Genomic DNA, 26394 nt, shown 5'->3' with positions numbered 1-26394 from the left:
GGGCCGTTCAGCACGGCCGCGTGTCACGACGGCGGTGCACCGGGTCCGGCCCGGCGCACCGCCGTCGGCGTTCGTCCCCACCAGCGCCGGGCGCAGCGGGTGAGAGTGGCCTGATCGGCCAGTCCGAGCAGCGAGGTCACCTGGGCGAGCGGCATATCGGTGGTGGTGAGGTAGTGGCGGGCCTGCCTGCGGCGCACGTCGTCGAGGATCGCGGCGAAGCCGGTGGCTTCGTCGGCGAGCCTGCGTTGCAGGGTGCGCGGATGCATGCTGAGCAGCCGTGCGACCGAGCCGATCTCGGCCGGGGCGGTGCCGAGGAGTTGCCGCAGTGCGGTCCTGACCTGTTGCGCGGTCGGGGTCGGGGCGCCGTCCTCCCCGCCGGTGGCCGTCTGTTCGGCGAGGAACGCCAGGGCCAGCCGGTGCAGGGTCTCGTCGCCGCCGGACAGTGGTCTGCTCGCCAGCGCGGCGGGGACGCGCAGCGCGGCGCCGGGCCTGCCGGTGTGCACCGGGGCGGCGAAGAAACGCTCGTAGGCCGCGACGGGGGCGGGCGGTCGATAGGGCAGTTCCACCGAACGCAGCCCGTAGCGCGGGGTCGCCAGGCGTTGCAGCGCGCGGTGCAGGAAGCCCAGGCTCAGGTCGGTGCCCTGCACAGGAATCGGGAGACCCGGTCGCACGCCGCAGCGCAGGGCGACGATCTCCGGATCGCCGTACGGGTCGGGTTCGATGTCCAGGCTCAGCGAGCGCGCGTGCACGAACAGGTAGCGCGAGGTGCAGGCCAGGGTGTCGGCCAGGGTCGGGGAATTGCGGATCGCCAGTGCCAGCGGACCCAGCATGTCCAGATCCTGCCGGTAGGCGATGCGCAGGCCCAGGTCGGGACAGTTCAGCCGGTGCGCGGCCAGCTCCAGGACCGCGGCCACCGCCTGATCGGGCACGAGCAGGTCGTCGGCGTCGAGTGCGGCCGCCGGGATACCCGCCGCCTGGGCGAGCGCCTCCGCGTCGCCGCCGAGTTCGGCCACGGTGGATCGGAACCCACGCAGTCCCGCCGAACGAATTACCGACATGTCGTCGAGAATCAAAGAGTTGTCGCGCGAAGTCAAGAGCAGAGGGAGCGGGGTCGGGAAGAATGGACCTCATGAACGGGACCGATTCGCCTGTGGAGCACCTCGACGTCGTGATCGTCGGAGCCGGCTTGTCCGGTATCGGCGCGGCCTACCGGCTGCAGACCGAATGCCCGGGCAAGAGCTACGCGGTGCTCGAGGCGCGCGAGGCGCTCGGCGGCACCTGGGATCTCTTCCGGTATCCGGGCATCCGCTCGGATTCGGACATGTTCACTCTCGGCTACCCGTTCAAGCCGTGGCGCGACGAGAAGTCCATCGCCGACGGCGCGTCCATCCTGCGCTACCTGCGCGAGACCGCGACCGAGTACGGCATCGACCGGCACATCCGCTACTCGACGAAGGTGCTCGCGGCCGATTGGTCCAGCGCGCAGGCCCGCTGGACGCTGACACTGGCGTCCCGCGACGCGCAGGGCGAGACGGTCGAGCGCACGCTGACCTGCGGTTTCCTCTACGTCTGCGCCGGTTACTACGACTACGACCGCGGTCACGACCCGCAGTTCCCCGGCGCCGAGGATTTCGCCGGGCAGATCGTGCACCCGCAGTTCTGGCCCGAGGACCTCGACTACTCGGGCAAGAAGGTCGTGGTGATCGGCAGCGGCGCGACCGCGGTCACCCTGGTGCCCTCGATGGCCGAGCAGGCCGAATCGGTGACCATGTTGCAGCGCAGCCCCACCTGGATCAGCGCGGTGCCCGGCCGCGACAAGCGCGCCGACACCCTGCGCAGGCTGCTGCCCGCCGGTCCCGCGCACCGGCTGATCCGGACGAAGAACATTTTGTTCGGCATCGCGTTCTTCCAGTACTGCCGTCGGTTCCCGGCCTCGGCGCGCAAGGTGCTCAGCGACTTGAACACCCGCATCCTGAAGGACGAGCGGATGGTCGCCGAGCACTTCACGCCCAGCTACGACCCGTGGGATCAGCGGCTGTGCGCCGCGCCCGACGCCGATTTCTTCAAGGCGATCAAGAAGGGCAAGGCGCGGGTGGTCACCGACCACATCGCGCGGTTCGTGCCCGGCGGCATCGTGCTGACCTCCGGCGAGGTGCTCGAGGCCGACATCATCGTCACCGCCACCGGCTTGCGCCTGCTCGCCTTCGGCGGCATCGCACCGCAGGTCGACGGTGTGCCGGTGCCGCTGGCCGAACAGTTCGTCTGGCAGGGCGCGATGCTCACCGGCGTACCGAATTTCGCGGTCTGCATCGGCTACACCAATGCCTCCTGGACGCTGCGGGCCGACCTGACCTCGCGCCTGGTGTGCAAGGTGCTGCGGCACCTGGACCGGCACGGTCACGACGCGGTCGTGCCGCGCCCGGACGGTGAACTCGCGCAGCGCCCGCTGCTGGATCTCGCCTCCGGCTACATCCAGCGCTCGATCGGCGAGTTCCCCCGGCAGGGCGATCGGCATCCGTGGAAGGTCAGGCAGAACTACCTGTTGGATTCGGCCACCACCCTGCGTACCGATCTGAACAAGACGCTGTCCCCGGTTTCGGCGACCCGAGGCTCGGCGACGCCCGCGTCCGTGCGCTGAGCGGGCTCGGCGCTCGGGGGAGTTTCGGCGCACGGGAACTCACGGCTCTCCGATCGGCTTCGGAGTCCCGGTGGCCGCGCGGTCTCGGGTGGCTGCGCGGTCTCGGGTGGGGTCGGACTGTCGGGTGGCTTCGGTGTCTCGGGTGGCTTCGCAGCGTTGCGCGATGCCGGCCTGCTCGGAGGTCTCGGCCCGCCGATCGGGATCGCCGCGTTGGAGGGTTTCGGCGTGCTCTGGGGTTTCGGCGCCGTGCGGGGCTCCGGCCGGACGGGGAGCGCACAGCGCGCGGATCGCGACCGCGCGAGCATGGTCGGCAGTGCCGGTCAGTCCTGATCGCACGGCCAGTTCCATCGCGTGAGCGGCGCGTTCCCTCGCCGCGGACCGGCGCCCGGCGAGTGCGGCGATCAGCGCCAGGCGGATCTGCGCGCGCAGACGTAACCGCGGCGCGCCCATCGCCTCCGCGAGCGCCCGGGCGCGTCGCAGCCCGCGCTCACCGAGGGCGGTATCCCCGCGCAGTGCGTGGGCGGTGGCCAGGGACAGTTCGGCGTAGTAGTCGATGGCGGCGTGGCCGGTGAATGGCGGATGCGCGGGCAGGGGGAGCGCGCGCAAGGTGGCGGTGTCGGCGTGGATCGCGAGATCCGCGGTCACCGCCGATTCCAGGGCGGCCAGCCGGGGTGTGTCGACGATGCGGGAGGTGCGCCGCGGCGGGTTCGGCACCGGGGGCAGGTGCGCGCCACGCACCAGGGCGTCGGCCGTGTACAGCAGGGTCAGCGCGGGATCGTCGAGCAGAGGTGAGCGGGCGTCCTCCAGCGGGCCGAACAGGGCGGGGCCGTTCGCGTCGAGGACCAGGCGGACCGCGTGTTCGCTCAGGAACTCGATCAGCTGGGCTCGGTCGGGGGCCGCCAGCAGGTGGGGCAGGACCGTCGCGGACGGGTGTGTGCGGCACCAGATCCGCAGTGCCTCGTCGGGCGGCACGTCGTCGGTCGTGTGCTCTGTCTGCGCTGTCACGGTCTCGTTCGGCGAGGGCGCTCCGTCGAACGCGGGGCGAGATCGAGGCATGGCCGGTGCCGATGGCTCGATCCGCCGGGTGGCCGGTGGGTCGGTCGGCCGGTCCGGTGCCTGCGAGGCGGGAAACGACCGAGGCTCGGCGCAGGGCGGCGGGGGGACACTCACCGGCGGCGGGTCGATCCATACGGCGTCGGCGACGGGGCGGGCGGTGTGGATGAGGTGGCCCCGCACAAGCGGCGGGTAGGAGTAGTGGAGGATGCCGTCGCGCAGGTGGCGGCGCAGTGGGAAGCCGGCGTGTTCGAGGCGTTCGAGAGCGGCCGAGGCGCGGCCTCCGGTCAGGGCGTCGGCCAGGTCGGGGGTGAATTCGTCGAGCCTGCGGGTGCTGGCGAGGACGTCGCGCTCGGTGTCCTCCAGTGCGGGCAGGACTTCCCCGGCGAGGAATTCCGCGAGCGGGCGCGGGGCGTGCTCGAGCATGGTGAGGGCGGCGGAGCGGTATTCGTGATGGGTGTCGAGGTAGGTCGCGCAGAGGCGGACCAGGGTGGGCCAGCCCCAGGTCAGGTTGTGGACCGAGGTGAGCTCCGCGGCCGCGAGCGGGCAGCCCGCGTCGGCGGCGAGTTCGGCGGCGCCGGTCCGGTCGAGAGCGAGGTCGGCGGCGACGAATCGGGTCAGGCGGGCGGCCGAAGTCAGGGTGTGCCAGGACAGCGACGGCGGTCGCCGGGCGGTGAGGACGGTGATCAGTCGCGGCGGGGCGGTATGCAGGAACTGCTCGACGGTCCCGATCGCGTCCTCGGTGACGAGCCGGTGGGCGTCGTCGATGACGAGAACCGTGTCCCCGTAGCGGGACTCGTCGCACAGGCGGTGGATATTGCGGTGTCGCAGGAACTCCGGTGCGCGTTCGCCGGGGATGCGCAGCGTACGGGTGCCGGGCCGGGTGCGAGACAGATGCTCGGTCCAGGCGGCGGTCAGCGCGGTCTTGCCGCTGCCCGCGGGCGCGGTGATCAGCAGTACCGGCGCGGGGCCTGCGGCGGCCCGATCGAGACGGGTGAGCAGACGCGCGGGAACCATCGTGCCTCCTCGGCGGGATGGCGAGGTATGAAACGCAGGAGTGGGCGCGGGCCGGGAAGTGAGCCGAGGCGCCGGGAGTCGCCGGGGGGTGCGCGGTGATCGCCGCGCCCTGACACCGGCCGAATGGCGTGTTCCACGGTAGAGCGCGAGTCCGCGCCACGATTCACCCGAAACGGGTGAGCTGTTCACCCCGGTGCGCGGACTGCAATGGAGACATGACAACACCGAACCCGGCACCATCGACCACCACGAACCCGGCGTCATCGACCACGTCGCGTCCGGTCCGTCAGGGCATCGCCGCGGGAGTCTCCATCGGCGCGTCGATCCTGCTCCTGACCGTCGGCCTGCTGCAACTGTTCCAGGGCATCTCGGCCGTCGTCGAGGACGAACTGTTCATCGTCGGCCCCGAGTACATCTACCAGTTCGACACGACCGCCTGGGGCTGGGTCCACATCGTCCTCGGCGCCATCCTGATCATCAGCGCGTTCGGGTTGATGACCGGGGCCACCTGGGGCCGGATCGCCGCGATCACGCTCCTGGCGGTCTCGATCGTGGCGAACTTCCTGTCGCTGCCCTACTACCCGTACTGGTCGTTGCTCATCATCGCGCTCGACATCGTGGTGATCTGGGCGATCTCCACCTGGCGCAACGAACCCGCCTGAGTCGCGCGGTCACGACACCGGCGCCCGGCAGGTGGGGCGTCGGTGTCGTCGTGCCCGACCGGCGCGGCGGTCAGGGAGCGCTGGGGCGCGGAGCCGTGTCACCCGCGCGGACGGCTTGCTCGACTTCGCGCAGCGCGGTGCGGATCATCTCGCCGTAGGGATCCTGGCCGAGCGCGCCGAGGTGTTCGCGGGCGGAGTCGAGTTCGCGTCGCGCGGCGTCGAAGGCGCTCAGCCTGCGGTAGTTGTCGGCGAGATTGAGATGCAGGGACGGGTAGAAGCCCGCGACCGCGAGGGTCGGATGGTAGGCCGAGGCGCGTTCGTCGGTGAGGCTGTCGGCGGCGTCGAGGGCGCGGATGTCCCAGGCCAGGGCCTGGGCGGGGTCGGGCTGGAGGTCGGCCAGGTAGTGGGCGAGGGTGCAGCGATGCAGCGGGTCGCCGAGCGGGCCGATCGTGTGCCAGAGATCGGTGAGCTGGGCGCGCGCGGCGTCACGGTCGCCCTCCCTGCCGAGCGAGACGGCTCGGGTGATCGCGACCATGGTGGGATCGGTGGTGGTGTCGGGCATCGTGTTTCCCTCTGTTCGTCGGGGTTGGGAGTCGGGCGGGAGTCGGGCGGTGGGGAATCGGGCGGTGGGGAATCGGGCGGTGGGGAATCAGACCAGTGGGGAATCGGGCGGCTGGGAGTCAGGCGGCCGGGCGATCGAGCATCGGCATGACGAGGACGGTGAGGTCGCCATCGGTGGCGGAGCGGACGACGACGGGCTGGTCGGGACCGGCGAGGTCGAGCATGAGGTCGGGGCCCAGGGCGCTGTCGACAGCCGGGCGCAGGACAGCCGGGTCGAAGGCGGGCCGCAGTGGCGGGCCGGTGACGGTGGCGGGGATTCGGGTGGCGCCGGGGCGGCGGGGGATGAGGCCGGTGGCGTCGATGTCGAGACCGAGCGGGGCGTCGGGGGTGGATTCCAGCAGGTCGAGCAGGGCGGTGCGGCTGACGAGAACGCGGGTGCGGACGGGGGCCAGTCCGTCGAGTACGGCTCGGTAGTCGGGGAATCGACCGTCGAGGGTGGGTAGACGCAGGGTCGCGGTGGCGGTGAGGCGGACTGCGATGCCGTCGTAGTCGATGGTGATCTCACCCGCGGTGAGGCCCCGGACGGCGGCGGCCGCGTCCGCCGCCGCGACCACGGCCGACCAGGGGGCGCCGCCGGTGCGGATCGGGGCGAGGGATCGGGTGGCGAGCCGGTAGCGGTCGGTGGCGGTCAAGGTCAGACCGGTGTCGTCGGCCTCCAGCAACATCCCCGCCAGGACCGGGATGGATCGGTCGCGGGCCGCGGCACGGGCGATCTGATCCACGGCCTGCGCGAAAGCCGCGGCCTCGAGGACGTGGGTGGAAGCATCGGCCGACGGCGTCGCGGTGAGTGCGCCGCGCAGCTCCTCGGCGACGGCTGCCGCCACGCGGGCTCGTTCGGTCAGCGCCGCCACGTGGCGGTCGAGCACGCGCGCGGCGAGTCCGGGGTCGCCGGCCAGGATCTGCTCGACCTCCGGGAGCGGGACGTCGATCCCGCGCAGCCGGCGGATCAGGATCGCGCGCTCGCATTGCGCCTGCGTGTAGTAGCGGTAGCCGGTCGTCTCGTCCACCACGCTGGGCAGCAGCAGCCCGCAATCGCCGTAGAAGCGCAGGGCGCTGGCGGTCAAGCCGCTGGCCCGCGCCATCGCGCCGATCGTCAGGAGTTCGCGATTCCGGTGTTTCCCCGGTGGGTCGTGCTCCGTCACGCGGCCATCATGAAGCTTCGACGAAGGTGAAGGTCAAGCGCGGAACTCGGGTGCGAGCTCAGCCTCGTCCTTCGCGCCTGCGCGGCGGTCCGGCGGCGGTGACGAGCATCGACAGGGCGAACAGCGCGACGGCGATACAGCAGAAGTAGATCAGCGAGCCGCCGGGGCCGAAGCGCGGCAGGAACGCCATCTGCTGCCCGGTCGCGGCGACGCCGTTGAGGAAGGGAGCGTAGGCCTGCAGGGTGTAGCCGTTGGGCAGCAGATTGATCGAGTTCTCGACCACATACACCCAGAACAACAACGCCGCCACCGCGGCGGAAGGGGTCCGGATCACCGCACCCACGGCTACCCCGATGCCGCAGGCGGCGAAGGCGTAGAGGGGGACGGTCCACAGGAATCTGATCCCGGCCGCGTCGGCGATGTCGACTCCGCTGTAGACGGCGGGGAAGAACCTGGGCAGGGTGACCATGACCAGCACCAGCAGCGCCGCGGTGGCGATCGCGGCGATCGCGCCGTAGAAGATCCAGCGGGCCAGCGCGGCGATCCAGGATCGGGGGAACAGAAAGGCGTTGAGATCGCGCAGGGTGCCGCGGGTCTGGGAGGCGTGCGCGTAGGCGGCGGTCACCATCATGATCGAGGTGGTGAAGGTGATCACCCAGTAGACCGCGTTGGCCGTGCTCACCGAGGTCACCCGGAACTGGCCGGAGCTGTCGGCGAACTGCTCGGCGACCACGGCGATGCCGAAGGTGATCAGCAGTGGCAGCGCGATGGCCAGCGGCACCGCGATCGCCCACAGGAAGCCGCGACCGCCGGTGCGGGTTCGCTCGGCCGTCAGCGCCCGGCGTAACTGGGTCGCCGCGGACGCCGGGCGCGCGGGGGCGCGATTCACGGTTGCGGGCGATGGGGTGGCGAATTCGGTCTCGGTGGTCGCGCGGGTCATCGGGGGACTCCTGCCGGCGCGGCGCCGGTGACCGCGAGATAGGCGTCCTCGAGGCGGCGCGGCCCGCCCTCGGCATCATCCAGCAGCCGGACCAGCGGTTCGTCGGCGAGGACCTTGCCGTCGCCGACGATCACGATGTGGTCGGCATTGCGCTCGGCCTCGTCGAGCAGATGCGAGGTGATCAGCACGCACACGCCCTTGTCGGCGAGCTCGCGCAGCAGCGCGCGCATCCAGTGGATGCCCGCGATGTCGAGGCCGTTGAGGGGTTCGTCGAGCAGCAGCGTCGCCGGCTCGGACAGCAGGGCGGCGGCGATGCCGACGCGCTGCATCATGCCCAGCGAATACCGGCCCAGTCTGCGGTCGGCCACCTCGTCGAGATCGACAAGGCGCAGCACCTCGTCGACCCGCGCGAGATCCAGGCCCCTGGCTCGCGCGATCCAGCGCAGATGCCTGCGCGCGGTGTGGCGGGGATCGAAGGACCGATGATCCAGATGCATTCCCAGCCCGGGCGGCGTGGTGTGCCCGGCGCGTACCGGAGCGCCGTTCACCCGCACCGTCCCGGCGGCGGGCGCGATGATCCCGCAGATGCACCGCAGCAGCGTCGTCTTGCCGGTGCCGTTCAGCCCGAGCAGGTAGGTGACCGCGCCGGCCGCGACGGTCAGCTCGGGCACCTCGAGCACCGTGACGCCGGGATAGCGCAGGGTGAGATCGCGGATCTCGATCATCGCGCCGGAGGACTCAGAAATCGCAGGCGATCGGCAGGCCGACGGCCTGCACGCCGTCGCACAGCGAGCTGTTGGCCAGCTTCCAGGCGCCGTCGACGCGCTTCCAGGTGACCTTCATGGTGATCGCCGGACGACCAGCGGAATTGCTGTGCAGGATCGCGGTGTGCACGTCGCCCTCGTGGGTCTGCGGGCCGGTCACCTCGCTCCAGCCCAGCGGCTCGCGGAACAGGCCCAGGTTGTACACGGTGCGTGGCACGACGACCGCGTTCATCCCGCCTTCCAGATTCGCGGCTTTGGCCTCGTCGGAGGCGGGGGTCGCGGTCAGGAAGTGCACTTGCTGCTCGAGCTGGTCCAGGGTGGGTACTTCGCTGGTGATGGAGAAGGAGCCGGGGTCGGCCGTCGCGGACGAGGCGCAGGCGATCATGGCGGCCGAAACGGCCGCCAGCGCGGTCCCGACCGTGCCGAGCGTGCTCCACTTCTTCATCTATTTCACCTTTCGAGTGAGCGAGGTTACATCCGTCTTCGTCGAAAACGAGCTGTTGGGGAGGGAAGTTAGCCTAGCCTAAGGCGTAGGGTCAAGGCTTATTTAAATAGTCTCGATCCCGCGCCCGGGAAGTCCCGGGGCGCGACGGCGGCGAAAGGTGGAGCGGGGTGTGGTCAGTGCGTGAGCGGCGCGATGCACGGCGACTTGCTGGTCAGCCGCAGCGTGACGCCGCAATCGCCCGCGGTGGCGTCCGGCCGCACCTCGACGTCGTACTGCGAGGCCAGAGTGGGCGAATGTCGTTGCAGCGCACGCTCGATCATGCCCTGCTGGACACCGGCGACCACCTCGGGCAGATCGCGCGCGATACGCCGCAACGGGCAGTTGCACATGCTGATCTCGTGACCGCCGAAACTCGACAAGGTCTGCGACACCTGGAAACCCAGACGGGTGAGCGTGCTCGTCACCACCGTGACCGGATCGGGCAGGTCTGTCTCCGCGGCGCCGATGCCGGTCAGGCTGTCGGCCCACATACGACCGGCCGCAACGGCTTTCGCGTGTCGCTCGGCCGGGGTGTCGCCGAGCTGGGCGAGCAGGGCGGCCAGGACCGGGGCGGCCGGATCCGCGCCGACCGCGAGATAGCCCTTGCGGGGTCTGCCCACGGTCTCCGACGGCAACCAGGTGCCCTCCACCAGCCCGGCGTCGATCAAGGCGTTCAGGTGGAAGCGCGCGGTGGTGATGTGAATACCCAACAGGCGTGCGATGACCGGCGCGTCCAGCGGTTCCAGGGAGTCGCGTACGAGCGCGAGGACCTTGTCCCGCTGCCGGGGTGTGGCGGTCATCGGTGTTCCTCTCCCGACACGCCCGGCGCCGACTCGTTCCGGGGTCTCCCCGACGACAACATTCCCGACAGATTGTAGGACCGCCCCCGAGGCGGCCGAACCGACAGGAAGCGAAAACATGACCACACCCTTACCCTTCGACAAGCGCGATTCCGCGCACCTGCCGGGCCATTGGCTCCTGGCCCGCCTCGGCAAGCGGGTGCTGCGCCCCGGCGGGGCCAAGATGACCGAGGACATGCTCGACGCGGCGAAGCTGACCGGCGCCGATGTGGTCGAACTCGCCCCCGGCCTCGGCAAGACGGCCACCTCCATCTTGGGCCGCAACCCGGCCAGCTACCGGGGCGTGGAGGCCGACGCCGATGCCGCCGCGCTCAGTGCCGCCGCGGTCGGTGGCGCGGGCGTGGTCAGCAGCGGTGACGCCGCCGACACCGGTCTGGAGTCCGAGTCCGCCGACGCGGTCGTCGGCGAGGCGATGCTGACCATGCAGACCGACGCGCACAAGTCGGCCATCATCGCCGAGGCGTATCGGGTGCTGCGTCCCGGCGGCCGCTACGCCATCCACGAGCTGTCGCTGACGCCCGACGATCTGCCCGACGGGACCAAGACCGAGCTGCGCAAGGCGCTGGCCCGCTCCATCAAGGTCAACGCACGCCCGCTCACCGCCGCTGAATGGCGCGACATCCTGGAGCGGGGCGGCTTCGAGATCGAGCATGTCGGCTACGCGCCGATGGCCCTGCTGCAGCCGCGTCGGGTGATCGCCGACGAGGGGGTCCTCGGCACGGCGCGCATCATCGGCAATGTCCTGCGCGACAAGCCGGCCCGTGAGCGGGTGCTGGCCATGCGCTCCACATTCAACGCCCACAAGCGCGAACTGCGCGCCATCTCCGTCATCGCGAGGAAGCCGAAACCATGACCGAACACATCGCCTCCCAGACCCCCACGGCCACCGGCACGACCGAGTTCCTGCCCGGCGACGGCCCCGGCCCCAGTGCCCGCAGGCTGCTCGCCGGCCCCGGACTGACCCTGGTGGGCTTCAGCTTCCGCACCGGCCAGCTGCTCGACGAGCACAAGGCCCCTGGTCCGATCCTGGTCACCTGCGTCAGCGGCCGTATCGACCTGGAGATCACCGGCGGCGAGACGCCCGGCGCGCACCGGCTCGAGCCCGGTTCGACGGTCTACATCACCGGCGGTGATCCGCATCGGCTCACCGCGCTGGCGGACTCCGTCGTCCACGTCACGCTGCACCGCAACCTCTGAGGCGTACTCGCCGGACCCTGGCGGCGCGCGTCTTCGGCACGCCTGCCACGGATCGGTTCCCCCGCACGGTGCGGTGGGGCGGTTCGCCGCGAGTCACCGGCCGGTTCGGCGGGGCGGCCGAGTTCGCTGATCGGGCGCGTCCGCCGGTCACGACCGGTGGGTCGGCCCGTGCGGTTCGGCGCAGTGCGCGTCGGCCGGGCAGTCCGCGGCGTGGTCGAGTTGCCGGGTGGTGTGCGCGATCCCGAGCCGGCGCGGATCGGAATCGGCGGCCACACCGTGGTCGTGACCGGTGCTGCGCATGTCTGCGGCTGTCTTTCCCGCACCCGTCAGTAGCTGGCATTTTGCTCCCGATGTGGATCGGCGACGATCACCGTGGGGGGCTACCATGCGTGGGCATCGCCGGGTGCAGACGACCCGGGTGCGGATCGTCCGAAGCGCGGGGGATTCGCTCGTGGCAGAGGGGATTCGATGGACAGGCCGTCCTGGGCGCCCGAGGGCGTCGACATGCAGCAGGCCAGCCCGGCGCGGATGTACGACGCGCTCCTGGGCGGCTCGCACAATTTCGAGATCGACCGGATGGCGGCCGAGATGGGCAAGAAGCTGGTGCCCGACCTGCCGCGCCTGGCGCTGAGCAATCGCGCGTTTCTCCGGCGCTCGGTGCGCCACCTGGTGGAGGCGGGGATCACCCAGTTCGTCGACATCGGCTCCGGCATCCCCACCGTCGGCAATGTGCACGAGGTCGCGCAAGCCATCGACCCCTCGGTGCGGGTGCTCTACATCGACATCGATCCGGTCGCCGTCACGCACTCGCGCTCGTTGCTGGCGGGGAACGACAATGCGAGCGCGATCGAGGCGGATCTGCGCAAGCCCGCCGAGTTGATGGCGCGGGTGCGCGAATCCGGTCTGATCGACCTCGATCGTCCGGTGGGTGTCCTGCTGATCGCCGTGTTGCATCTGCTCGCCGACGCCGACGACCCGGTGGACAAGGTCGGCCGGCTCTACGATTCGGTGGCCGAGGGCTCCTACGTCGCGATCTCGCACCTGACCTCGGAGCTGCGGCCCGACGACGCCGCCGCGCTGGGCGCGAGCGCCAACAACTCGAGCAAGGTCGGCATCCACTTCCGTCCCGCGTCCGAGATCATCGGTATGTTCGACAGGTGGGTGCCGGTGGAACCCGGGGTCGTCGAACCGTCCATGTGGCGACCGGAATCCGAACGCGATCGGTACGAGGAGCCGGGACGCTCACTCGCCCTGGCTGGTGTCGGTCGCAAGGTGTGACGCGGCCACGGCGGCGAAGGGGGTAGGGGCCGGTGGGTGCGCGGAAGCTGGCGGCGCGGTGGGCCGATGCCCTGGACGGCGTCGTTGCCCCCGCCCTCACCCGCAGCGAGATCGAGACCCTGCTGACCGAGCTGACCGAAATCCTGATCGCCGCGATCCGCGGCGATCGCGAACCGGAGATCGCGCGCACGGTCGCCGCCCGGCTGGTCGCCGCCAACTACCGTGACCCGCTCGCAGTCAGCCGCACGGTGCGCGTCATCTGCGCCGACATGGCCGAGGCGTGCTGTCCGCGCGCCGAGCCGGGATTCGAGCAGTGCCGTGATCGCGCGGTCGCCGTGGCCGCCGAATTCGGCGAAGGGTTCACCGGCGCACTGCGCAGCGCCGCGCTGGTCGAGCAGGAGGCCACGCTCGGCGCGGCGCTGGCCACTGCCCGCGAAGCCGAGGCCAGGCGGCAGTTGTCCGAAGCCCGCTTCGAGGCGATGTTCGCGGGCGCCTCGGTCGGCATCGGCACCGTCGACGTTCGGGGCCGGGTGCTCGAGGTGAACTCCGCCTTCGCCGAAATGCTCGGCCTGCCACAGGAATCCATGCCCGGCCGCTCGGTGGCCGAGTTGCTCGGGCCGATCAACCTCGGTGCCGCCTACACGCAGTTGCAGCGAATGATCAGTGGCGAGATCGACCGATTCCGGCTGGAGACCGAGAACGTCCGTCCGGACGGGGACGTGTCCTATATCGACCTGTCCATGTCGGCGGTGCGGGATGCGCACGGGCAGATGCGATTTCTCATCGGGGTGGCCGTGGACGTGACCGAACGCAAGCAACTGGCCGACCGGCTCTGGCACGACGCCCATCACGACAGCCTCACCGGCCTGCCCAACCGGACGCTGTTCTTCGACCGAATCGCCGCGGCGCAGGCGCCGATCGGATTGTGCTACGTCGATCTCGACGGGTTCAAGGAGATCAACGACCGGTGGGGGCACGCCGTCGGGGACACCGTGCTGCGCGAGGTCGGGCAGCGGCTGCGCGGCGCTGTCGGCTCCGATGAGCTGCCCGCGCGCGTGGGCGGCGACGAGTTCGTCGTGCTCGTCGAACGCTGCGCCGGATGCGCTCAGTTGAACGCGCTCATCGGGCGGCTGCACGAGGCGCTGATCGAGCCGATCGAGGTGGTGGACCAGCGCGTGCGGGTCGGCGCGAGCATCGGGTCGGCGTTCGTGCGTGAGCGGCCGGAGGTAGCCGACGAGCTGCTGCGCGCCGCCGACGCCGCGATGTACCGGGACAAGAACAGCGCGTTGCGCCGTGGCGGCGCCGAGGAATACCGGCCGGGCGCGCCGGAACATCTCTGAGCCGTTCCCGCGCGCAGTTGCCCGTCGGGGCCGCTCAGTTCCAGGCCAGGGCCTCGCTGCGGCGGAAGTCGGGATGCTCTTCCGCTCGGATCCACCGGCCCCAGGTCGTCTGGCCCTCGTCGTCGCGCCGGAGCGGGCTGATCCAGGCGCGCCTGCCCGCGCCCTGGGGGCCGTTGGGCATCAACGGAACCTGCCGGGCGACGAGGTAGCAGTCGCCGACGGCTCCGGCCCTGGGCAGGTATTCGCACAGTTGCTCGGCGGCGTCGCCCAGATTCGCCGAGGCCACCACGCCGGGACGCGGACTCGGTCCGTCGGCTTCGACCACCACTGCCGACACCGTCCACATGCTGTTGCCCGGGAGCCGGTGCGTGGGGCTCTCCGGTTCGGGCGCGGTCGTGCCGGGGACGGTGGTCTGGTGGGCGGTGGTGTCGGGGGCCGAAGCACTCTCTCTCATCGCGCACCTCCGGTGGGACGCGGGCCGACGCGATGCCCGGTCGATTGGATCATCTTGCCTCCCAACGTAATCAGATGAGCAGGGCGGTCGTTCGATGGGGATGCCGCAGTTGTGACGCCGGTCGCCCCCTTCGAGGAATTGAAAGGAGAACCGACCTGCAAATGAGTGTATAGCCGACGGCTACCTATTGCGATGGAATCTTCCCCGCCGGAATCGAACTCGCGGGCCGCGACTCGCCGGTGTAGCTCAGCCCAGGCGGCCGGCCACCGCGGGCAGGCGTTCGATCATCGCGATCGTGAAATCGCCCAGGAGCTCGATCAGGCCCTCGCGGTCGACGTCGAGGCCGCCGTCGAGCCAGACCAGCACCAGTTCCGCCGCGCCGCCGGTGATCAGCTGCGCTGTGGCCGCCATGGCGGTGTCGTGACCTTCGGGGATGTCCAGGACGACCCGGGTCTGCTCGATGATGGTCATGGCCACCGTGCGCATGCTGGCGAAGCGCGATCGCATGAGCGCCTCGTTGCCGAAGGCTTGGGCGAAGACGATATTCGCGCGTCGCGGATCGTCGATGAGTTCGCCGATGATCGCGCCCACACCCGCTCTGATCCGCTCGGCGGGGCGCCCGGTGCAGGCCGCGACGGCGGCGCGGGCCCGGTCGAGGGCGGAGGTCTGCAATTCCAGCAGCAGGGTGATGGCCAGGGCGTCGAGATCCGGGAAGGCCTCGTAGAAGAAGCGCGGGCCGACTTTCGCCTGCTCGCAGACTCCGCGCACAGTCAACGCCGACAAACCCTGGGTGCCGATGATCTCCAGTGCGGCGTCCAGCAGCCGGCGGCGGCGATCTTCGCGACGTTCCTCGGTCGAGGCTCCGCGATACGTGCCCGAGGGTGCTCGCGTCATCCGGACAGCTTTTCACAGTGCCAATTGGGAAACAACCGTGTACGGAAACGATCGTTTCCGATATGGTCGAGATCACTCGCAGCGTCGCGAAGGGAAATCGGCCATGAGTCTGCTCCTGCCCAACAAGCTCCAGCCCAACAAAACCAGCACGGTCTCCGACACGGCCCGGCATCTGCGCACCAAGCTGTCCTGGCGTGTGCAGCGTGCCGGTGTGAAGATGATGAAGCGCTACAAGGCGCACACGACACCGCTCGCCGAGCCGCCCGCGGGCAGCGGTCTGAAACCCACGCTGGGCGACTACGGTCCGCGGGGCATCGGGTACACCCTGCACACCCTCGCCGACCCGATGACCTTCTCCCGCGATCGGTTCGAACAGCTCGGTCCGGTCTCCTGGCTGGGCGTGCTCGGCCGCCCGGTGGTCACCGTCAACGGTCCGGAGGCCTTCGAGGAAGTGCTGCTCGATCGTAAGAAGGTCTTCTCCGCCCAGCGCGGCTGGGAATGGCTGATCGGGCCGTTCTTCCACGGTGGCGTGCTGCTGCGCGACTTCGACGACCACATGTTCCACCGCCGGATCCTGCAGCAGGCATTCACCCGGCCCCGCCTGATCGGCTACCAGGAACTGACCAGCCCACTGCTGCGCCGCGGTATCGCCGCCTGGCAGCCCTCGCCGGAATTCCACCTGCACACCGCGATCAAGCAACTGCTGCTGCACCAGGCCACCGAGGTCTTCGTCGGCGCGAAGCTGGGACCGGAGAGCGTGGCGCTGGCGCACGCCTTCGACGACGCGGTGCACGGCGGCACCGCGATGGTGCGCGCCAATGTGCCCGGTGGCGTGTGGGCGCGCGGGCTGCGCGGGCGGCGCAAGCTCGAGGAGTACTTCCGCAGCGAGATCGACGCCAAGCGCGCGGGCGACGGCGCCGATCTGTTCAGCGTGCTGAGCAAGGCGACCACCGACGAGGGTCACACCTTCACCGACGAAGAAGTCGTCCAGCACATGATCTTCGTGATGCTGGCCGCGCACGACACCAGCACGATCGCGACCTCCATGCTCGTCTACGAACTGGGCAGGCATCCGCAATGGCAGGAGCGGCTGCGCGAAGAGGCCCGCGCGCTGGGCAAGGACTCGCTCGGTTACGAGGATCTGGACTCGATGCCGTTGCTGGACATGGCTTTCAAGGAGGCGCTGCGCATGTACGCGCCGGTCGCTCAGCAGGCCCGCGAGACCATCGCCGACACCGACATCTGCGGGTACTACGTGCCCAAGGGCACGCTGGTCATGTGCGGGCCGTACATGATGATGCGCATGGCGAAGTACTGGAGCGATCCCGACGAATTCGATCCCGAGCGGTTCTCACCCGAACGGCGCGAGGACAAGTCGCATCGCTTCGCCTGGTCGCCCTTCGGCGGCGGTGCGCACAAGTGCATCGGCCTGTACTTCGGCGGGATGACGGTCAAGGCGGTGCTGCACCAGATGCTGCTGAACTTCCGCTGGTCGGTGCGCCCCGGCTACGAACCGCTGCTGGTGGCTGGTACCGGGCCGACCCCCGCCGACGGCCTGCCCATCGTTGTGGAACGGATCGACCGATGAAATTGATCGCAGACAGGGACCGTTGCGAGGGACACGGTATGTGCGAGGCGCTGGCGCCGGAGCTGTTCCGCGTCGGTGACGACGGCATCGTCACCCTCACCCGCGAGACCGTCGCCGAGGCCGACCGGGACATCGTCGAACTCGCGGTCGACAGTTGCCCGGTGCAGGCCTTGAGCTTGGACCGCGGCCAGGCCTGAGCACCCTTGGGGCGGAATTCGAGTAGTCGGCTACTCGGGTCGTCCGTCGGCGCCGGTTTCATGATCATCTTCGGAAATCCGGACGCGAGAAGGGGATCAGGGGATGTCCGAGGAAAACGGGTTGTTGTCGCAGGCGCCGGGCAGTGAGCCGCCGCTGCGGGGTGAACAGCCACTCACCCGGCACCGTGGACGCGAGGTGCACACCGTGGGCGTTGTGCACGTCGACGGCAGTGGACCTGCCGAGAGCCGTGGGCACGGGGACGGCCGTATGCGGGCCGAGGGCCGGGCGCGCGTCGACGGCGGTGGCGGCTGCGCCGACGCCGATGCGCACGCCGACGCCGGTGCGCATATAGGCGGCAGTCGGGAAGTCGACGGCAATGGTCGCGCCGCTCATCGGCGCACGGGCCGGGCCGGCGGGCGATCCGGAGGCGCGGGCGTCCGGCTGGCTGTGCGTGCCGCGCACGCCGTCGAACGCGCCGAGGCGACCTCCGAGGTCCACCGGTTCGCCGATCGTTCGCTGCGCGCGGTGCTCGAGGTGCTGGACCGGCGCAGGAAGGTCGAGCAATTGGCCGGCGTCGCCGATCCGCTGGTGCTGGCGGCGGTGCGCACCCTGGTGAGCGCAGGCCCGGCGCCCGAACGCGCGCTCGGCTCGGCCGTGCTGGTCAGGATCGATGTGCGGCTGCTCGCCGCCGACACCGCGGAGTTGTGCGCGGGCTACAACCGGGGCGAGAGGCGGTTCGCCTTGGCCGCCCGAGCCGTGCGCAGGCGCGCCACCGGCTGGCGGCTGACGGCATTGCGTGTGCGGTGAGTGGCTGGTGTGGCCGCAGATGCGCTGAACAGCGGACACACCTCCACAAATGGCCACAGGCCGGGTCGGCTCGATTACTTTGGAGTGGGTGCGGCGAAGTCCGAGAGTGATCGAGGCGATCACGGTGTTTCTGTCCGCTGTGATGGGTTGTCTCGCGCTGTCCACTCCGATTTCGCTGGCCTGGGCCGAAGGTGCCGCCTCACTCGAGATGGAACTGCTGATGCACAGCCTGCCCAGGGCGACTGCCGTCGGCGGCATGGCGGCGATCATCACGGTGGGGTTCGCGACCACGACCGGTTCCACCCGGATCGCCTGGTTGATCGCGTTCGGCGGCAGCCTCATCTTGCTGGCCAATCATTTGCTGTGGCTGGGATTCTCCGGCTTCGCGCCGCTCACCACCCTGAATTACGTGGACTGCATGGCGGGCGGAATAGTGCTCGGCGGGGTCCTCTCGGCCATCCAGCACCACAGAGCGCTCATGCTGCTGGCCGCCCTCGGTGGCATGGGCGCCATCATGCTCAGCGACCTCAGCGTCTCGGACGCGGAGTTCGCCGGTACCGCGGGCGATTCTCCGCTCGGTTGGTTCGTGACCGAGTCCCTCCCGGTAGTCCTCATCGCCCCGACCGCTGCGCTGATCGTGTGGTGCGCGTTCGCGCGCGGACGCCCGCGACCCGAGGAATCGGTGCTCTCGGTCGAACTGCCGTTGCGGCCGATTCTCGCGATGCTGATAATCACCGGAAGCAGGGTCGTCGGTTCGTCCTGGCTGATCCGCGACGGCTCCACACCTCACGACGCACTGCCGGTCGCCCTGCTGGTCGTGGTCGTGGCCCTGCTCGGCGCTCTGCTGCTGCCGCAGCGCGAGGGCGAGATGGTGCTTGTCGCGGTGGCAGTGGCAGCCGCGGGCGGGGCGGTCTTCCTGGTGCCGCTGACCGGTTGGATGGTGCCGATGCTGCTCGCCGCCGGAGGGGCGGGCATCGTGTTGGGCGTCTACCGGCCGATGCCGCTGGCCGCGATCCTCGGTGCGGTCGGGTTGGCCGTGTTCGCGTTGCTGACGGTGGATGCCAACGGCCCCAGCGCCCCCGCGACGGTCAGCGGATGCCTGGTGCTGACCCTGCTCGTCGGCTACGCCCTGGCCTCCGCATTGCCTCGGGACGGTGCCACCGCCATGACGCTCGGGCTGCTCGTGCTGTGCCTGCCCGGCCCGACGGTGGCCGTGCGCGCCCGGATCTACGGTGTCGGCTTCGCCCTGCCCCGACGTTGGGAGGCGCCGGGTGGCGACGGTACCTCCGATGTGCTGTTGTTCGCGCTGACCGGTGTGGTCGCCTTGATCATCGCGGTCGGATGCGCGCTCTCGATCCTGGTGTTGCGCCGGATACGCCCTCCGGCGCCGACGACAGCCGGCGAGGTCCAGGCGGCAGTCGCTGAGCAGGGGGAGGATCGGGGTATCCCCAGGCCGCGCTAACGTCGCGGGTATGCGGCTCTACGTGGGATGTGCGATGTGGACCCATCCGTCCTGGCAGGAGCGGCAGCCGCCGCCGTCGGAGCGGTTGCGCCGGTATGCCGGGCACTGCAACGCGGTCGAGGGCAACACCACCTTCTACGCCACGCCCTCACCCGCCACGGTGCGTTCCTGGGCCGAGCAGACCGATCCGGAGTTCCGGTTCGTCGCGAAGCTGCCCAAGTCGATCACCCACGAACGCAGACTCTTCGGCGCCGACGCCGAACTGACCGCCTTCCTGGAGGCCATGGCCCCGCTCGGCGAGCGCCTGCACACCCTGTGGGTGCAATTGCCCGGCTCGTTCGGCCCCGGCGATCTCGGGGCGCTGGCCCGGTTCCTGCCGACCCTGCCCGCGGACGTCCGCCGCACCGTCGAGGTCCGCCACCGAGCGTTCTACGACGACCAGCGTGCCGCCGCCGCGCTGGAGAGGGTGCTCGACCGCGCGGGCGCGGAGTGGACCACCTTCGACACCACGGTGCTGTTCTCGGCCCCCGCCTCCAGTCCCGCCGAACTGGAGGCGCGGTCGAAGAAGCCGCATCTGCCGCGCCGCACCCGCGCGCTCACCGCCGACCCCATGGTGCGTTATCACGGCCGCGACGACGATGAGACGACCGTGGCGGGCTGGCAGCCGTGGCTGCCCGTCGTCGCGGACTGGCTGCGCGCGGGCCGCACCCCGACGGTGTTCGTGCACACCCCCGACAACGCCTCGTCGCTGCGGTTGGCGCGCCGCTTCCACGACGAGGTGCGCGCGCTGGTCCCCGACCTCGAGCCGCTGCCCGATCCGGCCGCGCGGGAGCCGATGACCCTGTTCTAGTCCATCCCGAGCACCGCGGTGGTGAACGCGATGAACAGTGGCGCCGAGGCGGGCACGGCGTGCGCGCCCTCGGTGAGCATGACGCGGCGGGTGCGCTCGCTGATCGCGTCCGGGATCAGCGCGATCAGTTCGGAGGAGACCGGCGGCACCAGCGGATCGACGGCCCTGGCCCTGGCGTGGAAGTGCCGGTACATCTCGGTGATCGGGTCCATCGCCAGCACCCGCACCGCGGTCGCGGCTCGCTCGACGCGGGCCGATTCCACCAACACCATGCGCGCGAAGCGCGGCTCGTCGGCGACCGCGTCGCAGAAAGTGGTGATGACGCAGGCGATCCGGACCCGCGGATCGGCCTCGCGGGGTAGCCGGCCCAGCGCCGCGCGGACGCGCTGGGCGAGTATGGCGATACCGGTGTGCACCGACTCGACGAAACAGTGCTCCTTGTTGGTGAAGTGCTCGTAGAAGGTGCTGCGCGAGACCCGTGCGGCGGCCACGATGTCGCCGAGCGTGGTCGCGGGATAGCCCTTCTCCTCGACACATTCGACAAGCGCGGCGATCAGTCGGCCGCGCGGTGACGAGGGGGAGTCCGTGCGGACCGCCGCGCGACGATCGGCGAGGTCGCTGTCGTGCAACGACTCGCATCGAGTTGTCGAGGGGCGCATGAAAGCCTTTCTGTCAGAGGTCATGCGGTACGGCGCGGGGAACGCCGCCGGTCGCAACCGCGCTCGTGTGCGCTGCGCCGCCGCGCGCGGGTTCCGATTATGCGCGCCATCGCCTTTCACAGCGCACGGCGGCCGTCCGGAACGGGCCGGATCGGGCCGTTCATCCGTCATTTTCGTGCTCGATGTGCAATGTTGTTACTGCGCAACGGTATTGACAGGGGAAGGTGCGTCGGTCATGGCGTCCTACGCGGTGGGGTCACGACGTGCGTCGCCGGGTGCCCGGCGCCCGGTCTGGCCGGGCATGATCACTCCGGGGGAGACGCAGGCCGGACGAGCTCGCAGGGGCTCGCCCGGACACGGCAGCCTCGCGAAGCGACGACGGCGCGGACGGCCACCGCGACGGCGTAGACCTTGGCTGGTGACCGCGGTGGCGCTGGGGGTTTCGCTGTCGGCGGTGGCGGTGGTGCTCGCCTACGTCTCCACCGCGCCAGGCCCGCGGCAGTCCGCGACCGTGGCCGATCCGGTGCTCGGCGGCGGACCCGGCTGTGAACCGCTGCGCACCCCGCAGTTGGTGCGCGGCAACGGCACCGGCTCGGCGGCCAACGGCCCGGACGCCGTGCTCGCCTTCCAGTACGCCTACTACGTGACTCGCTCCGGTAGCCAGGCACGCGCGATCACCACCCGGGACGCGGCCGTCTCGACCGCCGAGGTCATCGACGCGGGCATCGCCTCGGTGCCTCCCGAGACCCGGCACTGCGTGCTCATCTCCCCGCTACCGGACGGCCGGTTCGACGTGGTGCTGACCGAGGTCCGTCCCGACGGCGCGGTCAAGACCTATCGGCAGTTCGTCACGGTGGTCGAACGCGCCGACGGGGTGCTCATCACCCGGATCGGCCCGCCGGACCGGTAGGTCGCGCGGGATCGGTCGCCTCTCCCCGTGGACGGTGAACGCCGCCGAGGCGATGGCCACCGAACCGCCCTCCTTCGAGACCCCGCCGATACATTCCTGTATCTGATACATTCTTGTATCGAAAGCGTTCCCTGCCGAGAGCAGTGACGTCCAGAGCAGTGACGTCCAGAGCAGTGACGCCGAGAGCAGTGACGTATCGGAAGTGGTCGTGTCGGAAGCGGCGCGACCTCGGCGGCGTCGGCGGAGCGGACAGCGGCGGAAAGCCGCGAGGAGGAACGGTGACGGCAGCAGCTCGGGCCGGAGAATCACGGGCGGGCGACCCGCCCCGGGCGCCCGCGCTCCAGGCGCGAGTGCGGACCGGCACGGCCGCGGGGAGCAAGCCGCCGAGCCGGCGACGGGTACGCACTCGCGAGCGGCTGCTGGCCGCGGCCTACGAGGTCTTCGCCGAAGAGGGGTTCGGCCGCGCGACCGTGGAGCGGGTGTGCGAGCGGGCGGGGTACACCCGCGGCGCGTTCTATTCGAACTTCACCTCCCTCGACGAGTTGTTCCTGGCCATGTGGGAGCAGCGCTCGGCCGCCCTGCTCGAGGATCTGCGTGTCGCGCTCGACGCCCTTGCCGTGGACGATCCCGCGCTGCCCGGCGCCCCCGCTGTACCCGACATCGCTGATGTCCGCGCGGCCGTCGCCGGCCTGCTGGCGGCGGTGCCGCTGGAAGAGGCCTGGTTCCGGATCACCGCCGAATTCACCGCGCACGCGCTGCGCACTTCCGATCTGCGCCGGGTGATGGCCGAGCGGGAGGAGGCCATCGTGGCCGCCCTGATGCCGACCGTGGTGGCGGCGCTGCGCCGGGCGGGGCGCACCGTCGCCGATCCTGCCGCGCTCGGCCAAGCGCTGGTCGCCGTGCACGACGGCACGGCCACGCAGGTGCTGATGGAGCCGGGCAACCGGACGGTCCTCGGTCGGCGTGCCGACCTGTTCTGCCACGTCGTGCTGGCCTACAGCACGCCAATCGAAGGATGACGATGAGCAATAGCGAATTCGCGCGCGAGGCCCACGACGACGCCGTGATCGTGGTCGGCGCGGGACTGGCCGGCCTGGTCGCCGCCCACGAACTGGCGCTGGCCGGCAAGAAGGTGCACCTGATCGATCAGGAGAACCGTAACAACCTGGGCGGCCAGGCGTTCTGGTCGCTGGGCGGGTTGTTCATGGTCGACACCCCCGAGCAGCGCAGGCTCGGCATCAAGGACTCCTACGAGCTGGCCTGGCAGGACTGGCAGGGCTCGGCCGGCTTCGACCGCGACGACGAGGACCATTGGGCGCGCCGGTGGGCACAAGCCTACGTGCGTTTCGCCGCCACCGAGAAGCGGGATTACCTGCGACAGCTCGGACTCCGGGTGACCCCGTTGGTCGGCTGGGCCGAACGCGGCGGGGCCGCCGCCGACGGCCACGGCAACTCCGTGCCGCGCTTCCACCTCACCTGGGGCACCGGGCCCGAGGTGGTGCGCGTGTTCGCCGAACCGGTCCTCGCCGCGGAGAAGCGCGGGCTGGTCCGATTCAGCTTCCGCCACCGCGTGGACGAACTGATCGTCGAGAACGACGCGGTGGTCGGCGTGCGCGGCAGCGTCCTGGAGGACACCGATCTCGAGCGCGGCAAGGCGTCCTCGCGAACAGTGGTGGGCGAGTTCGAGTTCCGCGCGAGAGCCGTCGTGGTGACCTCCGGCGGCATCGGCCACAATCACGAGCTGATCAGGCAGAACTGGCCCGTGGATCGGCTGGGACCGTGCCCGCGGACCATGATCTCCGGGGTGCCCGCGCACGTGGACGGGCGGATGCTGGCGATCTCGGAGGCCGCGGGCGGCGCGATCGTCAACCGCGACCGCATGTGGCACTACACCGAGGGCATCCACAACTGGGATCCGATCTGGCCCGACCATGCCATCCGCATCATCCCGGGTCCCTCGTCGCTGTGGTTCGACGCGAACGGAAAGCGGCTGCCGGCACCGTGTTTCCCCGGCTTCGACACCAATGCGACCATGAAGGCGATCCTGGCGACGGGCTATGACTACTCGTGGTTCGTACTCACCCAGTCGATCATCGAGAAGGAGTTCGCGCTGTCGGGCTCGGAGCAGAACCCCGACATCACCGGCAAGGACATCAAGCTCACCCTCGCCAGCCGGGTGGCCAAGGGCGCGCCGGGCCCGGTGGAGGCGTTCAAGAAGCACGGCGTGGACTTCGTGGTGGCCGACACGCTGGCCGAACTGGTCGAGGGCATGAACAAGATCACGCGCGGCCCACAGTTGGACCTCGCCGACCTGGAGCGACAGATCGTGGCGCGCGATCGCGAACTGGACAACAAGTTCGGCAAGGACGCCCAGCTGATGGCGATCACCAACGCGCGGCAGTCCTTCGCCGACAAGGCGGGCCGCGTGGCCAAGCCGCACCGCATCCTCGATCCGAAGGCCGGGCCGCTGATCGCCGTGCGGTTGAACATCCTCACCCGCAAGACCCTCGGTGGTTTGCAGACCACCTTGGACTCGCAGGTAGTGCGCCCCGACGGCACGCCGCTGCCCGGCCTGTACGCCGCGGGCGAGGTCGCCGGGTTCGGCGGCGGCGGCCTGCACGGGTACAACGCGCTGGAGGGCACCTTCCTCGGCGGCTGCATCTTCTCGGGCCGCGCGGCCGGGCGGGCACTGGCGAAGTCGTTGCCCTGAGCCCGATTTCGGGCCGACTCGAGGGGCAACCACAAGGTTGCTCCAGATGTCTGCCCGACCGCAGGGCGGGCCGGATGTCCGCTCCTGGCGTGTGGCCGTCTCGGGCGATGCGCGCATTGCGGGCGATACGGCAACTGCTGGGATGGTCGTGAAAACCCTTGAGGGTCAGGAGAAACGATGATGCCGCCGGGAGGGGGAGCCCGGCGGCATCGACTCGGAGATGCGCGACTCGCAGGGGGTTCGAGCCGCACGGGAATCGGCTCAGGGAGGGGCCGATCCGATTGCCGATCGTACGCTGGGGCAGGGGTATTCGGCTGTCGCCCACACGCGGACATCGCGGACAATCGCGCGTCCGGGCGTATCCTCAGGCGCTCGCGGCCGCCTTCTCCCGGTACATGGCGATGTCGGCGTCGTGCAGCACCTCGGAGAGCGAGCGCGGCTCGGCGACGGAGAGCCGGGTCGCCCCGATCGAGACCCCCAGCTCCAGACGGTGGCGCGGCAGCCGGATCGGTTCGGCGACGACCGCGTGCAGGCGCTCGGAGACCGCGGCGGGGTCGCGGCCGGGACCGCGCAGCAGGATCAGGAACTCGTCGCCGCCCAGCCTGCCGATGAGATCGCCGTCGGCCACCGCGCGGCGCAGGCGGCGGGCGATGATCCGCAGCACCTCGTCGCCCGCCAAATGCCCGAGTCGGTCGTTGACGGATTTGAATCGGTCCAGGTCGACGAACAGCACCGCGGAGATCTGCTCGCGCACGGGCTCGGCCAGCGCGTGTTCGAGGCGGGCGAGAATGGTGGCGCGGTTCTTCAGCCCGGTCAGATCGTCGTGGGTGGCCTGGTAGCGCAGTTTGCGGTGGCGGTCGCGATTGTCGGTGATGTCGGTGAACGAGGCCACCACCGCCGAGTGCGGATCGGCGGGATCGAGCGGGCGGCAGTTGCCCGCCAGCCAGCGCCTGCCCCGATGGTGGCCTTCGATGCCGAAGACGAAACCGGTCGTCGGCTCCCCGGTATGGACCGTGCGCACCATCGGGTGGGCGGTGGGCGGCAGCGGCGCGCCGTCGGCGTCGACCATGCGCAAGGACAGCGCCTGGTAACTGTGGCCGACGAGTTCGGCGCCCTCGCAACCGAGCAGGCGCAGCGCGGCGGGATTGATCGATTCGATGCACCCGTCCCTGGTCATCACCACGACGCCCTCCTCGAGCTGGGAGACCACCGCGGCGAAGTGCTGTTCCATCTGCCGCCGGGCCGCCTCGGCCGCGCGCTGGGCGCTGAGGTCGTGCAGCACCACCTGGTAGGCGTCGCGGCCCTGCCATACGGTGAGCACTGTCGCCGTCTCCACGGGTATCCGGACGCCGTCGGGGCGGAGCAGGGTGGCGGGTGCCCGGCGGTTCGGCCGGACCGGGTTGGTGAACTCGGCGGGGGACAGGAACTCCGACAGCGGCCGCCCGAGGACGTCGGAACCGGCGGCGAACAACCGCATGCCCGCCGGGTTCAGGTACGCGATCGAACCGCCCTCGAGCACGCAGATGGCGTCGGGGGAGTGCTCGACGAGCGCGCAATAGCGCTGCGCCAGTTGCGCCACGGCGGTGCCGCCGGGTGTCGCGGTGTCGGCGGCGGCGGTGTCTCGGGCCATGCGAATCCTGTTCGTCGTACGACGCGGCGAATAGCACGGTGTAGCTCGCATCACGACATCGGTTCGGCGAATTACCCACCCTGCGCCGAGGTTTCCGAGTCCGAGATGCCGATACCGGGAGGAGCGATCATCGAGAGTCAAAAGAGACTAAGTGGTATCGAAGATCGACAATAGCGAATGCCCGTGCCGACGGCAATTACCCTTCCAGCGCGCGGGTCACGTCGTAGCCGAGCAAG

At 70.3% G+C, this 26394-nt stretch carries 27 protein-coding genes; 14 read left to right on the top strand and 13 right to left on the bottom strand.

All coding sequences use genetic code 11. From position 1 onward, the window contains the following. Window positions 1–23: 23 nt before the first annotated feature. On the bottom strand, window positions 24–1058 hold the full coding sequence (locus tag NS3_RS23560; protein ID WP_067863639.1) for an AraC family transcriptional regulator: 1035 nt from the start codon (window positions 1056–1058) through the stop codon (window positions 24–26). Between the two features lie 71 nt (window positions 1059–1129). Between NS3_RS23560 and NS3_RS23555 the strand changes: the two genes are divergently transcribed. Beyond that, window positions 1130–2638 (top strand): flavin-containing monooxygenase, encoded by a 1509-nt coding sequence (locus tag NS3_RS23555; RefSeq protein ID WP_067863753.1) that lies wholly within the window; start codon window positions 1130–1132, stop codon window positions 2636–2638. A gap of 39 nt (window positions 2639–2677) precedes the next feature. Here NS3_RS23555 and NS3_RS23550 read toward each other — a convergent pair whose 3' ends face one another. After that, the gene (locus tag NS3_RS23550) at window positions 2678–4708 is read right to left on the bottom strand and encodes a winged helix-turn-helix domain-containing protein (RefSeq protein ID WP_067863636.1); all 2031 of its coding nucleotides are present in this window, start codon (window positions 4706–4708) and stop codon (window positions 2678–2680) included. Window positions 4709–4923: 215 nt separating this feature from the next. On the opposite strand from NS3_RS23550, the gene NS3_RS23545 reads away from it, so the two are divergent. Next, on the top strand, window positions 4924–5370 hold the full coding sequence (locus tag NS3_RS23545; RefSeq protein WP_067863634.1) for a DUF7144 family membrane protein: 447 nt from the start codon (window positions 4924–4926) through the stop codon (window positions 5368–5370). A gap of 70 nt (window positions 5371–5440) precedes the next feature. Here the strand turns inward: NS3_RS23545 and NS3_RS23540 are convergent, their stop codons facing one another. The 6 genes from NS3_RS23540 to NS3_RS23515 form a co-directional block, all read right to left on the bottom strand. After that, window positions 5441–5932: a hypothetical protein gene (locus NS3_RS23540; RefSeq protein ID WP_067863631.1), complete on the bottom strand. Its 492-nt coding sequence runs from the start codon at window positions 5930–5932 to the stop codon at window positions 5441–5443. A gap of 118 nt (window positions 5933–6050) precedes the next feature. Beyond that, window positions 6051–7133 (bottom strand): DNA polymerase III subunit beta family protein, encoded by a 1083-nt coding sequence (locus NS3_RS23535; RefSeq protein ID WP_067863627.1) that lies wholly within the window; start codon window positions 7131–7133, stop codon window positions 6051–6053. 58 nt (window positions 7134–7191) lie between these two features. Beyond that, window positions 7192–8073: an ABC transporter permease gene (locus tag NS3_RS23530; protein WP_245649776.1), complete on the bottom strand. Its 882-nt coding sequence runs from the start codon at window positions 8071–8073 to the stop codon at window positions 7192–7194. Next, window positions 8070–8798, bottom strand: a complete 729-nt coding sequence (locus tag NS3_RS23525; RefSeq protein WP_067863623.1) for an ABC transporter ATP-binding protein — start codon at window positions 8796–8798, stop codon at window positions 8070–8072. Before NS3_RS23525 ends, NS3_RS23530 begins: the two co-directional genes overlap by 4 nt. Window positions 8799–8811: 13 nt before the next feature. Further along, complete coding sequence (locus tag NS3_RS23520) at window positions 8812–9282, bottom strand: MTB12 C-terminal domain-containing protein (protein ID WP_067863620.1); 471 nt, start codon at window positions 9280–9282, stop codon at window positions 8812–8814. A 173-nt stretch (window positions 9283–9455) separates the two neighbouring features. After that, complete coding sequence (locus NS3_RS23515) at window positions 9456–10121, bottom strand: helix-turn-helix domain-containing protein (RefSeq protein WP_067863617.1); 666 nt, start codon at window positions 10119–10121, stop codon at window positions 9456–9458. A gap of 118 nt (window positions 10122–10239) precedes the next feature. Between NS3_RS23515 and NS3_RS23510 the strand changes: the two genes are divergently transcribed. Together NS3_RS23510 and NS3_RS23505 are read left to right on the top strand one after the other, a co-directional pair. Then, window positions 10240–11034: a class I SAM-dependent methyltransferase gene (locus tag NS3_RS23510; protein ID WP_067863614.1), complete on the top strand. Its 795-nt coding sequence runs from the start codon at window positions 10240–10242 to the stop codon at window positions 11032–11034. Continuing rightward, window positions 11031–11378: a cupin domain-containing protein gene (locus NS3_RS23505; RefSeq protein WP_067863611.1), complete on the top strand. Its 348-nt coding sequence runs from the start codon at window positions 11031–11033 to the stop codon at window positions 11376–11378. Before NS3_RS23510 ends, NS3_RS23505 begins: the two co-directional genes overlap by 4 nt. 147 nt (window positions 11379–11525) lie before the next feature. Here NS3_RS23505 and NS3_RS29300 read toward each other — a convergent pair whose 3' ends face one another. After that, a complete protein-coding gene (locus NS3_RS29300; RefSeq protein WP_157101500.1) occupies window positions 11526–11678 on the bottom strand; it encodes a hypothetical protein in 153 nt (50 codons plus the stop codon). 168 nt (window positions 11679–11846) lie between these two features. Here NS3_RS29300 and NS3_RS23500 point away from each other — a divergent pair, with 168 nt between their 5' ends. Beyond that, on the top strand, window positions 11847–12656 hold the full coding sequence (locus NS3_RS23500; RefSeq protein WP_067863608.1) for an SAM-dependent methyltransferase: 810 nt from the start codon (window positions 11847–11849) through the stop codon (window positions 12654–12656). 32 nt (window positions 12657–12688) lie between these two features. Continuing rightward, window positions 12689–13996 (top strand): sensor domain-containing diguanylate cyclase, encoded by a 1308-nt coding sequence (locus tag NS3_RS23495; RefSeq protein ID WP_067863605.1) that lies wholly within the window; start codon window positions 12689–12691, stop codon window positions 13994–13996. Between the two features lie 34 nt (window positions 13997–14030). Here NS3_RS23495 and NS3_RS23490 read toward each other — a convergent pair whose 3' ends face one another. After that, window positions 14031–14450, bottom strand: a complete 420-nt coding sequence (locus tag NS3_RS23490; protein ID WP_067863602.1) for a hypothetical protein — start codon at window positions 14448–14450, stop codon at window positions 14031–14033. 246 nt (window positions 14451–14696) lie between these two features. After that, window positions 14697–15344 (bottom strand): TetR/AcrR family transcriptional regulator, encoded by a 648-nt coding sequence (locus NS3_RS23485; protein ID WP_067863599.1) that lies wholly within the window; start codon window positions 15342–15344, stop codon window positions 14697–14699. A 217-nt stretch (window positions 15345–15561) separates the two neighbouring features. Between NS3_RS23485 and NS3_RS23480 the strand changes: the two genes are divergently transcribed. The 5 genes from NS3_RS23480 (at window position 15562) to NS3_RS23455 (ending at window position 20249) form a co-directional block, all read left to right on the top strand. Next, window positions 15562–16932, top strand: coding sequence for a cytochrome P450 (locus NS3_RS23480; RefSeq protein ID WP_157101505.1), 1371 nt, complete (start codon window positions 15562–15564; stop codon window positions 16930–16932). Continuing rightward, window positions 16929–17129 (top strand): ferredoxin, encoded by a 201-nt coding sequence (locus tag NS3_RS23475; protein ID WP_067863596.1) that lies wholly within the window; start codon window positions 16929–16931, stop codon window positions 17127–17129. Before NS3_RS23480 ends, NS3_RS23475 begins: the two co-directional genes overlap by 4 nt. Before the next feature lie 103 nt (window positions 17130–17232). Beyond that, entirely contained in the window at window positions 17233–17937 is a 705-nt protein-coding gene (locus NS3_RS29295; protein ID WP_157101499.1) for an Rv3235 family protein, read from the top strand. Between the two features lie 124 nt (window positions 17938–18061). Beyond that, window positions 18062–19399: a hypothetical protein gene (locus NS3_RS23460; protein WP_157101498.1), complete on the top strand. Its 1338-nt coding sequence runs from the start codon at window positions 18062–18064 to the stop codon at window positions 19397–19399. Between the two features lie 10 nt (window positions 19400–19409). Then, window positions 19410–20249, top strand: coding sequence for a DUF72 domain-containing protein (locus NS3_RS23455; protein WP_067863583.1), 840 nt, complete (start codon window positions 19410–19412; stop codon window positions 20247–20249). Here the strand turns inward: NS3_RS23455 and NS3_RS23450 are convergent. Then, entirely contained in the window at window positions 20246–20932 is a 687-nt protein-coding gene (locus tag NS3_RS23450) for a TetR/AcrR family transcriptional regulator (protein WP_245649774.1), read from the bottom strand. The two genes, NS3_RS23455 and NS3_RS23450, sit on opposite strands and share 4 nt — an antisense overlap. A 394-nt stretch (window positions 20933–21326) precedes the next feature. On the opposite strand from NS3_RS23450, the gene NS3_RS23445 reads away from it, so the two are divergent. The 3 genes from NS3_RS23445 (at window position 21327) to NS3_RS23435 (ending at window position 24528) form a co-directional block, all read left to right on the top strand. Next, entirely contained in the window at window positions 21327–21818 is a 492-nt protein-coding gene (locus NS3_RS23445) for a DUF8176 domain-containing protein (protein WP_245649773.1), read from the top strand. Between the two features lie 350 nt (window positions 21819–22168). Then, on the top strand, window positions 22169–22837 hold the full coding sequence (locus tag NS3_RS23440; RefSeq protein ID WP_067863574.1) for a TetR/AcrR family transcriptional regulator: 669 nt from the start codon (window positions 22169–22171) through the stop codon (window positions 22835–22837). Continuing rightward, window positions 22834–24528 carry an FAD-binding dehydrogenase gene (locus tag NS3_RS23435; RefSeq protein ID WP_067863571.1) on the top strand — a complete coding sequence of 565 codons (1695 nt, stop codon included), beginning with the start codon at window positions 22834–22836 and terminating at the stop codon, window positions 24526–24528. Before NS3_RS23440 ends, NS3_RS23435 begins: the two co-directional genes overlap by 4 nt. Window positions 24529–24892: 364 nt before the next feature. On the opposite strand, the gene NS3_RS23430 is transcribed toward NS3_RS23435, so the two are convergent. Then, window positions 24893–26158: a diguanylate cyclase domain-containing protein gene (locus tag NS3_RS23430; RefSeq protein ID WP_067863568.1), complete on the bottom strand. Its 1266-nt coding sequence runs from the start codon at window positions 26156–26158 to the stop codon at window positions 24893–24895. Window positions 26159–26394: the final 236 nt, after the last annotated feature.

This window comes from Nocardia shimofusensis NBRC 100134 (assembly GCF_001613125.1).
GTDB lineage: Bacteria > Actinomycetota > Actinomycetes > Mycobacteriales > Mycobacteriaceae > Nocardia > Nocardia shimofusensis.
Note: the sequence above shows the minus strand (reverse complement) of the source record. Positions and strands in the feature narration are given on the sequence as shown.

What these genes read in the sequence shown, in the direction of transcription:
- NS3_RS23515 (WP_067863617.1), bottom strand. Translation starts at nt 10,121, where the DNA reads ATGACCGCCACACCCCGGCAGCGGGACAAGGTCCTCGCGCTCGTACGC.
- NS3_RS29295 (WP_157101499.1), top strand. Translation starts at nt 17,233, where the DNA reads ATGTCCGAGGAAAACGGGTTGTTGTCGCAGGCGCCGGGCAGTGAGCCG.
- NS3_RS23540 (WP_067863631.1), bottom strand. Translation starts at nt 5,932, where the DNA reads ATGCCCGACACCACCACCGATCCCACCATGGTCGCGATCACCCGAGCC.
- NS3_RS23530 (WP_245649776.1), bottom strand. Translation starts at nt 8,073, where the DNA reads ATGACCCGCGCGACCACCGAGACCGAATTCGCCACCCCATCGCCCGCA.
- NS3_RS23560 (WP_067863639.1), bottom strand. Translation starts at nt 1,058, where the DNA reads ATGTCGGTAATTCGTTCGGCGGGACTGCGTGGGTTCCGATCCACCGTG.
- NS3_RS23475 (WP_067863596.1), top strand. Translation starts at nt 16,929, where the DNA reads ATGAAATTGATCGCAGACAGGGACCGTTGCGAGGGACACGGTATGTGC.
- NS3_RS23510 (WP_067863614.1), top strand. Translation starts at nt 10,240, where the DNA reads ATGACCACACCCTTACCCTTCGACAAGCGCGATTCCGCGCACCTGCCG.
- NS3_RS23450 (WP_245649774.1), bottom strand. Translation starts at nt 20,932, where the DNA reads ATGACCTCTGACAGAAAGGCTTTCATGCGCCCCTCGACAACTCGATGC.
- NS3_RS23525 (WP_067863623.1), bottom strand. Translation starts at nt 8,798, where the DNA reads ATGATCGAGATCCGCGATCTCACCCTGCGCTATCCCGGCGTCACGGTG.
- NS3_RS23505 (WP_067863611.1), top strand. Translation starts at nt 11,031, where the DNA reads ATGACCGAACACATCGCCTCCCAGACCCCCACGGCCACCGGCACGACC.
- NS3_RS23430 (WP_067863568.1), bottom strand. Translation starts at nt 26,158, where the DNA reads ATGGCCCGAGACACCGCCGCCGCCGACACCGCGACACCCGGCGGCACC.
- NS3_RS23500 (WP_067863608.1), top strand. Translation starts at nt 11,847, where the DNA reads ATGGACAGGCCGTCCTGGGCGCCCGAGGGCGTCGACATGCAGCAGGCC.
- NS3_RS23435 (WP_067863571.1), top strand. Translation starts at nt 22,834, where the DNA reads ATGACGATGAGCAATAGCGAATTCGCGCGCGAGGCCCACGACGACGCC.
- NS3_RS23555 (WP_067863753.1), top strand. Translation starts at nt 1,130, where the DNA reads ATGAACGGGACCGATTCGCCTGTGGAGCACCTCGACGTCGTGATCGTC.
- NS3_RS23545 (WP_067863634.1), top strand. Translation starts at nt 4,924, where the DNA reads ATGACAACACCGAACCCGGCACCATCGACCACCACGAACCCGGCGTCA.
- NS3_RS29300 (WP_157101500.1), bottom strand. Translation starts at nt 11,678, where the DNA reads ATGCGCAGCACCGGTCACGACCACGGTGTGGCCGCCGATTCCGATCCG.
- NS3_RS23480 (WP_157101505.1), top strand. Translation starts at nt 15,562, where the DNA reads ATGATGAAGCGCTACAAGGCGCACACGACACCGCTCGCCGAGCCGCCC.
- NS3_RS23455 (WP_067863583.1), top strand. Translation starts at nt 19,410, where the DNA reads ATGCGGCTCTACGTGGGATGTGCGATGTGGACCCATCCGTCCTGGCAG.
- NS3_RS23520 (WP_067863620.1), bottom strand. Translation starts at nt 9,282, where the DNA reads ATGAAGAAGTGGAGCACGCTCGGCACGGTCGGGACCGCGCTGGCGGCC.
- NS3_RS23485 (WP_067863599.1), bottom strand. Translation starts at nt 15,344, where the DNA reads ATGACGCGAGCACCCTCGGGCACGTATCGCGGAGCCTCGACCGAGGAA.
- NS3_RS23490 (WP_067863602.1), bottom strand. Translation starts at nt 14,450, where the DNA reads ATGAGAGAGAGTGCTTCGGCCCCCGACACCACCGCCCACCAGACCACC.
- NS3_RS23550 (WP_067863636.1), bottom strand. Translation starts at nt 4,708, where the DNA reads ATGGTTCCCGCGCGTCTGCTCACCCGTCTCGATCGGGCCGCCGCAGGC.